Origin of the sequence: Levilactobacillus cerevisiae (genome assembly GCF_003946245.1) — a bacterium.
Taxonomy (GTDB): Bacteria; Bacillota; Bacilli; order Lactobacillales; family Lactobacillaceae; genus Levilactobacillus; species Levilactobacillus cerevisiae.
Map to the genome: position 1 here is coordinate 1 of NZ_RHNN01000050.1, position 7256 is coordinate 7256.

The following is a 7256-nucleotide window of genomic DNA, read 5'->3' on the forward strand; positions in this document are numbered from 1 at the left end:
TCCGTCTTTAAAGTTTTTCCGGTCGTATCATCAACATAGCTGACACTACCTTTTTGCTTATCTGCTGTATAGGTGATTGTTGTATCTGTACCATTATCAGAAGGTGTTGGTGGAATATAGCCCTTAGTACGATCATCGGGATCAACTGGCACCAAAGGAGTCCCCATTTGATCTTCAGGTATATAGCCAGGAATAAAAGCAATAACCGGATAATCAGGCACCGATGAATCAGCAATCTTAGTAGGGTTACTAGGATCATTGGGATAAATTCTTGACGTTGTTGAGCCATCAGGATTAGAGACAATCCAGTTGCCGAGCTTGTTGTAAACATACTTAATATCAGAGGTTTGTGGGATATATGGATTTTTAATTCCGTATGTCGTATCACCTAATGGATACATTATCGTAGGATCTGAAGGCTCTATACTTGTCCATGTTTTGAGAACTCTTCCATTTTGAGCAATTGAAGCAGACATTGTTCCATCTGAACCAGTCTGAGTGTAAGTAATAACTACTCCATCATGAAAGTTTTTAACATAACTAGCACCAATCTCTCCGTATGGTGACATAACGCCATTTGAATTAGCAGGTGCAGTAGCATAGTACCCATTTATAACATTTACGTCGTTCGTCGTATAATTTTGGCCAACTAACCCTTTTTGTGTATAAGCAGCAACTGGATTACCATTACTGTCGGTGATTTGTTTGCCATCTTTATCAACGTAATAAGTTGTTTGTGTGATCAATTTTGGTACAAAACAAGAAAGTGTATTGTAGTTGTTATTATCAAATTTACTAGCATTATATTTAGTAACAAAACTGTTGCTAGAGCTTTGGACCATTTCAAAATAAACATCATTATAATAGATGGTACCATTAAGTAAAGCAGATATTTGCTGAGTATTTTGATTTAAAATGTATTGATTTGAAACCTTATTTGATGCCGATAATTCCGTTACATAAACAATTCCATCGCCCGTTCGATTAGTTGAAAAAACAATCTGGTTTCCACCATATTTTGCTTGCAACCATTCATAACTGTAATGAGACTTATCTGGATCAATCCACATTCCAGATGGATAATCTGGATCACTAACTGAGAAACCCGTATTGGTAACTGAACCTGCCAATACCTTTCTACCGTAGTTTTGAGCAAACTTAGTTGTAACTATTGCTCTATTTTTAGAAACATTAGTGGCTATCTGCGCTACACTCTGTTTTCCACCTGCACTGGTTGAATCGGCCTTCGTTGCACTGCTTGCTGCAGTAGCTGCTGATTGAGCAGCACTCTTCGTATCACTGGCACTGCTTACTGTAGTAGCTGCTGATTGAGCAGCACTCTTCGTATCACTGGCACTGCTTACTGCAGTAACTGCTGATTGAGCAGCACTCTTCGTATCACTGGCACCTACAGTAGCTGCTGATTGACCGGCACTCTTCGTATCACTGGCACCTACAGTAGCTGCTGATTGACCAGCACTCTTCGTATCACTGGCACCTACAGTAGCTGCTGATTGACCAGCACTCTTCGTATCACTGGCACCTACAGTAGCTGCTGATTGACCAGCACTCTTCGTATCACCGACACCTACAGTAGCTGCTGGTGAAGCGCTCTTCGTATCACGAGTGCTGTTTACAGTGGCGGCAGTTAAGTTCCCTGAGGTGGTATCAGCATGAACTGCTACCGTTGATACCCCACTGAAGACAAAAAAAGACAGTGTAGCAATTGCGGCAAAAACGAATTTTTTGCCATCTTTATACATTTTATAATGTAATTTCTTTTCTCCCATTATAAATTCCTTCCCGCTCAATTATATTGAGCCAACCTACTTTTGATTATATACTTGTAGAACAGAATGACATGCCTAATTCTGCAAAATAAAGCACTTTTTTGTAAATAGTCAGGGAGATATCATGAATCAGTCAACTTTTCAGCTACTTGGTAATGTTGCTTCAGCAGATTTCTACCTTTGTGAAGGCAGTGATATTACTTTAATATCTGATAATAATGCCTATAATATGAAAGCTTTAGCCCAAGAAGCGCTTAAACTGCGTGTTCCTAATTCTTTGACCGTTATTGATTTAAACAACTTCTACGTTGGTATGATCCCTATTGATCATAATCAGATATTGACCATGATTCCTCATATTAACACCACCAATATCCCATTCAATTATCAGAAAATCACTAATTTTATCGGGTCTAGAATTTTTGGTGTTGGAAAGTATTTCCATTCCAAAAGTACTAGGCCCTAATTTAAAAAGCCATTGATAATGGATCAAAAACGGCCACTAGGGTATACCCTAATGGTCTTTTTTATTTCTGTGCAATACTAGGAATTGCAAGTGTTCATTAGAACTGTCCAAAAGGAGAATTGCTATAATTACAGTTATAGTTGTAATTGTAGTTATAGTTTGATATAATATAGTTATAGCAAAGGAGGTATTAGTTTATGGCTAAGATTATTGCTTTTTATAATAACAAGGGCGGAGTTGCAAAGACTACTACCGCAACCAATGTTGCAGGGGTACTTTCTTTACAACACAAAAGAGTTCTATTGATTGACGGCGATCCACAAGGACACACGAGTTTAACGTTTGGTGTAGACGCAGACGATTTACAAACAACCCTAGGCGCTTATCTAAGTAGTGGTTGGGACGCTAAACAAGCTTCCGATTATTTTATCAATGTTAATGATTATCTTGATGTTGTCCCAAGTAATCAATCGCTATCTGATTTTATTATTGCTGTTTCAGGAGAAGATCCAAAATTTAGAAATAAGCACCTTAAAAATTTTATTGACCCAATCAGAGATGAGTATGATTATATTATTTTTGATATGGCACCCGCCGTTGATATTATTTTAGAAAACATTGTTGAAATTGTTGACGACTTAACCGTTGTTGCAGTTCCTGAAACGTACGCCGTCAAAAATGCCGAAACAACTTTAAAAATTACAGATGATAAACACGTGATTGTTCGCCACATTGTCCCAACTAAAACACAATTAAATACGAACACTCATAAGTTTATGTTGAAAAATCTAAGAGAAGTTGCCGAAGCACACAACATCAAAATGACCGATACATTCATTCCAAATTTGATTGCTTTTGCTGAAGCAGTTTCAATTTACGAATTACCATTAGCACTAGTTAAAGATAATCACTACAAGTCAGCACAAAAATATTATCAAAATTTAGTTAAAGAACTGGGGTATTAAAATGACAAAACGAGAATTTAAAAAAGCAGTTGATACAAATAAACTTTCAGGTCTATCTCAACCAAAAAAATTTATGAACAATGAAGAAACTAACAAACAATGGCAGGACTATTCAGAAGCTATCAAACAAGAACAAGAAAATTACGAACAAGTGCTTTATTCAGTTGCAGTTGAACCGTCATTAAAAGAAGCAATTAAGATTGCGGGAAAGAATAGGGGACGAGTGAAAGGTGGCGCAAAATCAATTGTGAGAGACGCTATGACTAGCTATTTCGACAAACACCCCGAATTATTTGAATAAAAAACTGTAACTGTAATTACAGTTATAATTACAGTTACAGTTACATGGAGGTAGAAAATGAAAACTCAATTAATGGACTACTGGTTATATTTGTATCTTGGTTGTATCTATCTAGTGCCTTTGTTTCGTATTATAAAATTAAATAATAACGATACTCGTTTTATGTTACGTAAGTTACTTTTCCCACTAGAATATCTAATTCAAGTTAAAGCAGAACAAGCCTTTAATAATAGTCGGTCAGCAACACGCTTAATTCACATTCTATTGTTTCCTATGAGCGTTTTAGGACTGGTAGGGGCAAGTATGCCCCTAGTGTCTTTAAACGAGCCTATGATGAAACATACGGCTATTTTAGTATTTATCACTTATTATTGCATGTTAGCGCCGATTACTTTTTGGTTTCAACCAAAAGCTGGCAAAATATACAAAACCAAATAAAGTTGCCGCTAGGTAAGCGCTATGCTAGACTAAGATTAATTTAACAACCGAATAAAGAGATCAAGCTAAACACAAAAATCCCCGATTCACGAGGAATCAGGGACTTTTGGTTTAGCAAGTAGCTATCGGACAGCTACTTAGATTCAGTCGATTTAGACCTGCAAGTTAAAATCGACTGAACATTGTTCTTAATTTGTAGGTTAATTATACCGCAAACCAGTCCCAAAGGACAAGTTAAGGATAGTTAAAAAACAAATTAAATCCAATGGACTAAGTAGCCAACAGAAGCTACCTAGTCCATTTTTTGTTGTTAGAAATTAAAAAAGTTGCCGAATGGGCAACCAAGAATAGACACATGCTGGTGAAACTACAAAGCCGATCACGACCAATGTTCGCTTTGTAATTCAGTTAGAGCATATCAGATTTGTATTTTAAAGCAAATCAAATGTTTTAGCAACTCTCTTTTGAGACAGCGTGTGTCAGTCAAGAAAGGGAGTTTTTATTATGACACAATTTAATTTTATTCAATCACAAAATGCTTATGGAACTAAGTTTTTTCAACTACCACAGGTATTATTATATGGCGAAAAATATAAAGAACTAAGTGACAGTGCCAAATTAGGTTATGTAGTTTTGCGTGATCGTTTGGAATACTCATTGCAAAATAATTGGATAGATGATGAAAATAGAGTGTACTTTATTTTTACTAATCAAGAGCTAAATGAACTATTTGGCTGGAATGATAGAAAAATAAATCGAGTTAAAAAAGAACTGGAAGAGGCAGGACTATTATTTCAAATTAAGCAAGGATTTGACCCAAAGAAAAAACGAAACCTACCTAACAAACTTTATTTAGCAGATTTAGAAGTTACAGCAAAAGACGTGTATATTAAACAGGATTTCGCTAATAAAACGGCTGGAACCCTTGCTACAAGCGGTACCGACAAAATGACAGCCCGACAAAAAAATAATAAAACGGCTGAAACCCTTGCTACAAGCGGTACCGACAAAATGACAGCCCGACAAAAAATGGCTGAAACCCTTGCTACAAGCGGTACCGACAAAATGCAGGACAATCTATATAAAGACTTTAAAAACATAGATACTAATAGATACAATATAGATACTCAAAAGTTGGACTTTTCCACAGCCCATTTTTCACCAGCAGAAATTCAAAAGCAAAACCAGGATTTGGTGAACCATGCTAATGACTTCTTAACTGATGAAGACAGTGGCTTACCGGTTTTCTTAGAACCCGAAGCTGTGCAACTACTTAGTTTTTGGTGCCGTACCCCGCAACAAATGCGGCGCTTCATTGGCATTATCTTAAATGCTAAGTACCGAGTTGAAAAGGATCATCAAGATATTGGCGTCATAATCCCGCTTTACGACGAAGAACTAAAACCTTTGATGACTAAAGCCTTAAGACGCTACTTTAACGCCCTAAGAAGCAATGAAAAGCATATCAAGAACGTGGAAAACTACTTGTACGGCACCATGCAAAACCTATTTGGCGTTTGGTGGAATAAACAAGCGGCTAGAGAATATGCGGCCAAACACCCCGAAGAACAGAACACTGACAATGAGCGTTCTTGGAATTAAACGCCATATAAGCTCATTTAAGCCGTTTTAAGTGTTACATGCATAATTATATTAAAATCGCTTTAAAATCGCTTAGAAGCAAAAATAGACACCTTGAGTGGCTGAATTGGCGCTTGGTGGAATAAACAAGCGGCTAGAGAATATGCGGCCAAACACCCTAACGATGAGCGTGCTTAAAACTAAAAAGCTATATAAGGCCGTTTAAGCTGTTTTAAACAGATAGAGCATAATTATATTAAACGAGTTTTAAAATGCGCTTACGGGCACTTTAGGAACGTTGTATAAGTGCCATTGCGGAAAGGACAGCAAACTTAAATTCACAACTTTTAAAGAAGCAGGCTAATTGAGATGGTACTCAAAGATTAGTATAATGTGAGTAGTAATAAAGGGGGGGCGAGAAAATCATGGCAGTTAAGAAAAAGAAACGCGTACAAGTCCAGATTGACAAAGAATTGGCAGATAATACCGAAGCCGTTTTAAGCCAGTTAGGTCTAAACCCAACTACCGCGATCAATATGTTTTATAAGCGGATCGTAGCTGACGCAGCATTACCGTTTAAACCAGCCCTGAGCGAAGCCGAAAGAGCTAATTTAAGCCTTTTAAAGGCTACCAAAGAGACACCAGTAACAGAGTTCAAAGACGCTAAAGAAGTCGCTGATTGGCTCAATGATCCAGATGAGGACTAATGGCTTATCAGATTAAATAAATTAATAACTGGGAAGTGTGATGAACATGAAAGATACAATCACAATTAATGACTTTTTTGAAATTGCCAAAGAAACTGATTTAAAAGATTTACTTGATAAGTCATTACATGAGCCAGATCCAGAAAAGCGCAAAGTATATGACGCTTTATATACCTACTTTTTAGATAAAAGGCAAGATGAGGTTATTAAGCGAAAGGACTTTGTCCGTTGATAGATAAACCCCAATATATAATTGTTGCTGGTATTAACGGAGCAGGAAAAAGTACGCTATACGATACATTTCCCATCTTGTTTGACAAAACAAAACGGATTAACGCTGATGAACTTTTAAGACAAATGGGTGGCGATTGGCATAAAGATAGTGACAACTTAAAAGCCATGAAAGAAGAAATCAAACAACTACACTATGCTTTAGATCACCAGCAAAGTATTCACGTAGAAACAACACTGGCAGGTAGAGGCAAAGCTCAACTCAATTTGATTGACAAAGCTCACAAAAATGGCTTTGAAGTGACTTTATTATATGTTGCTTTGCGAGATGAAAATTTAGCTATCCAAAGGGTCAACGAACGGGTACAAAAAGGTGGCCACGGTGTTCCAGTAGCAACGATCAAGAAACGTTATCAGCAATCCAAACATAATTTGCCATTAGTGGCCTTTAAATCTGATAAGGTCATGATCTATGATAATAGCGAAAAGTTTACCTCTGTTTATGCAAGAGAGAAGGGACAAGTTTTTAAGAACGATTTGAGGCATTTTCCTTGGATAAACCAAAATATTACTTATCCAGAAAAGGTGCAAAAGCAGTTACAAAATTTTGCAGATCAAAACCCAGAAGTAAAGCCTAAAAATGATCCAGAAAATAAAAACGATCGGCCTAGTTATTAGGTTGATCGTTTTTGAGTTTATTCGGTTTATGGGCGTTAACATAGTCAGCAAATGTTTTTAAAAGTTCTTCGGTTTGTTCGACCGAGAGGTTATTAGCTT

Annotated in this window: 9 protein-coding genes; 8 read left to right on the top strand and 1 reads right to left on the bottom strand. The window is 36.9% G+C overall.

Annotated elements, in window-relative coordinates; all coding sequences use genetic code 11:
• Positions 1-1790 (bottom strand): KxYKxGKxW signal peptide domain-containing protein (locus EKM99_RS15075; protein WP_170165431.1); only part of this gene is annotated, 1790 nt, incomplete at its 3' end.
• Between the two features lie 124 nt (positions 1791-1914).
• Here EKM99_RS15075 and EKM99_RS15080 point away from each other — a divergent pair.
• From EKM99_RS15080 to EKM99_RS15120, 8 genes are all read left to right on the top strand, one after another.
• Positions 1915-2256: an AraC family transcriptional regulator gene (locus EKM99_RS15080; protein WP_103422807.1), complete on the top strand. Its 342-nt coding sequence runs from the start codon at positions 1915-1917 to the stop codon at positions 2254-2256.
• A gap of 197 nt (positions 2257-2453) precedes the next feature.
• Positions 2454-3221, top strand: coding sequence for a ParA family protein (locus EKM99_RS15085; RefSeq protein ID WP_123022129.1), 768 nt, complete (start codon positions 2454-2456; stop codon positions 3219-3221).
• 1 nt (position 3222) lies between these two features.
• Entirely contained in the window at positions 3223-3522 is a 300-nt protein-coding gene (locus tag EKM99_RS15090; protein WP_103092075.1) for a hypothetical protein, read from the top strand.
• Between the two features lie 57 nt (positions 3523-3579).
• On the top strand, positions 3580-3960 hold the full coding sequence (locus tag EKM99_RS15095) for a hypothetical protein (RefSeq protein ID WP_125584159.1): 381 nt from the start codon (positions 3580-3582) through the stop codon (positions 3958-3960).
• 504 nt (positions 3961-4464) lie between these two features.
• Complete coding sequence (locus EKM99_RS15100; protein WP_125584160.1) at positions 4465-5562, top strand: replication initiator protein A; 1098 nt, start codon at positions 4465-4467, stop codon at positions 5560-5562.
• A 404-nt stretch (positions 5563-5966) separates the two neighbouring features.
• On the top strand, positions 5967-6248 hold the full coding sequence (locus EKM99_RS15110; RefSeq protein ID WP_125584161.1) for a type II toxin-antitoxin system RelB/DinJ family antitoxin: 282 nt from the start codon (positions 5967-5969) through the stop codon (positions 6246-6248).
• Between the two features lie 46 nt (positions 6249-6294).
• The gene (locus EKM99_RS15115) at positions 6295-6480 is read left to right on the top strand and encodes a hypothetical protein (protein ID WP_010620892.1); all 186 of its coding nucleotides are present in this window, start codon (positions 6295-6297) and stop codon (positions 6478-6480) included.
• Complete coding sequence (locus EKM99_RS15120) at positions 6477-7157, top strand: zeta toxin family protein (RefSeq protein ID WP_010012556.1); 681 nt, start codon at positions 6477-6479, stop codon at positions 7155-7157. The genes EKM99_RS15115 and EKM99_RS15120 overlap by 4 nt, the downstream gene beginning before the upstream one ends.
• The last annotated feature ends 99 nt before the right edge of the window (positions 7158-7256 follow it).

Excerpts from the sequence above, each read along its gene's own strand:
- EKM99_RS15080 (WP_103422807.1), top strand. The coding sequence starts at position 1,915 with ATGAATCAGTCAACTTTTCAGCTACTTGGTAATGTTGCTTCAGCAGAT.
- EKM99_RS15110 (WP_125584161.1), top strand. The coding sequence starts at position 5,967 with ATGGCAGTTAAGAAAAAGAAACGCGTACAAGTCCAGATTGACAAAGAA.
- EKM99_RS15115 (WP_010620892.1), top strand. The coding sequence starts at position 6,295 with ATGAAAGATACAATCACAATTAATGACTTTTTTGAAATTGCCAAAGAA.
- EKM99_RS15085 (WP_123022129.1), top strand. The coding sequence starts at position 2,454 with ATGGCTAAGATTATTGCTTTTTATAATAACAAGGGCGGAGTTGCAAAG.
- EKM99_RS15090 (WP_103092075.1), top strand. The coding sequence starts at position 3,223 with ATGACAAAACGAGAATTTAAAAAAGCAGTTGATACAAATAAACTTTCA.
- EKM99_RS15095 (WP_125584159.1), top strand. The coding sequence starts at position 3,580 with ATGAAAACTCAATTAATGGACTACTGGTTATATTTGTATCTTGGTTGT.
- EKM99_RS15100 (WP_125584160.1), top strand. The coding sequence starts at position 4,465 with ATGACACAATTTAATTTTATTCAATCACAAAATGCTTATGGAACTAAG.